Annotated in this window: 2 protein-coding genes; both read right to left on the minus strand. The window is 60.0% G+C overall.

Annotated elements, in window-relative coordinates; genetic code table 11:
- On the minus strand, nt 1–206 hold a 206-nt coding region (locus tag Y707_RS23165), incomplete at its 3' end, for a recombinase family protein (protein WP_035780183.1).
- Nucleotides 207–888: 682 nt separating this feature from the next.
- Nucleotides 889–1,296, minus strand: a complete 408-nt coding sequence (locus Y707_RS23170) for a recombinase family protein (protein ID WP_333782833.1) — start codon at nt 1,294–1,296, stop codon at nt 889–891.
- Nucleotides 1,297–1,439: the final 143 nt, after the last annotated feature.

A 1,439-nucleotide genomic window follows, 5' to 3' on the forward strand; every position in this document is an offset into this window, starting at 1 on the left:
AGACGGTCCAGCTTCCACACCACCAGGGTGTCGCCGTCGCGCAGATTCTCCAGCGCCTGGGTAAGTCCGGGGCGCCGGGACTTGGTGCCGCTGATCGTGTCCTCGTAGATGCGGTCGCATCCGGCCTTCTTCAGGGCCTCGAGCTGCAGGTCGAGGTTCTGGTCCCGGGTGGAGACTCTGGCGTAGCCGATGCGGTGTGTAGTCACAGGGTGCTCTCTTCTCAAAACTCGATGCGGGGCCTTGGCTCGACTGTACCGTTTCGAGAGCTATTTGTGAGAACGGGAGGCCCGGCGTCGGTTTCGTTTCCTTTGAGCCGGTTTTCTGCGGCAGGACGCAGCACTGCCTCGAAAATCGACTAAGCCCTGGGCTCTCGATTCGAGAGTATTCTCGAAATCCTTCGTTACCGAGAATGCACGGCAGGCCGCAGCGCACCGTCCGGGGACTTCCCCCGCGCATCTCTTGCTTCCCGAACAGGCCCAATGGATGGCAGCAACCTCAGTTGTGCAGGCGGCTTCTGATATTCCGTGCAGTCGTCTTCTGAAAATGACATTTTTGTTGGCGGGGGAGTCCAGTAACTGTGTTGCGGTGGGGAACCTCTTACGGGACGATGACTGCGGTTCACAAGTTAGGGTTCTGGCCCACCTGCTGGGCGATCAGATGTTGTCCGTACTCGTTACTCGTGATTTATCTCTAAGATCCCGGTAGCTCTCGGCCAGAAGAAAGCGTTACGAGAGAAAGCGCCTTCCTCGGCTACTGTTCATGATCCTCTTGCATAAGCCCCGGAGTGGCGCGGTTGCTGTGCGGTCGGCTCTGAAAACGAGAGGCTGTGTCGGTGAGTTTCCGCAACACGAAGATCGCAGTCCATCGGACGAGCGAAAGCCAATGTAACTATGGTGTCGCGGCCTGCAGGCCGGCCTGGGTACGTTCGACCATGAGCTCCCGCTCCATCTGGGCCAGGGAGGCCATGACGTTGAAGAAGAAGCGCCCGGAGGCCGTGGTGGTGTCGATCGCGTCGGTGAGGCTGACGAAGCCTATCCCGCGTTCGCTCAGGCCGCCGGCGAAGTCCAGGAGGTCTTTCACGCTTCGACCAAGTCGATCCAGCTTCCACACCACCAGGGTGTCGCCGTCGCGCAGAGTGTCCAGCGCCTGGGTAAGGCCGGGGCGCCGGGACTTGGTACCGCTGATCGTGTCCTCGTAGATGCGGTCGCATCCGGCCTTCTTCAGCGCCTCGAGCTGCAGGTCGAGGTTCTGGTCCCGGGTGGAGACTCTGGCGTAGCCGATGCGGTGTGTAGTCACAGGGTGCTCTCTTCTCAAAACTCGATGCGGGGCCTTGGCTCGACTGTACCGTTTCGAGAACTATTTGTGAGAATCAAGGGTCCGGCGCCAGTTTTTCTTTGCAGGGCTGGTTTTCTGCGGCAGGACGCAGCACTGCCTAGAAG

The sequence above is a fragment of the Arthrobacter sp. H14 genome (genome assembly GCF_000520495.1).
GTDB lineage: Bacteria > Actinomycetota > Actinomycetes > Actinomycetales > Micrococcaceae > Arthrobacter_C.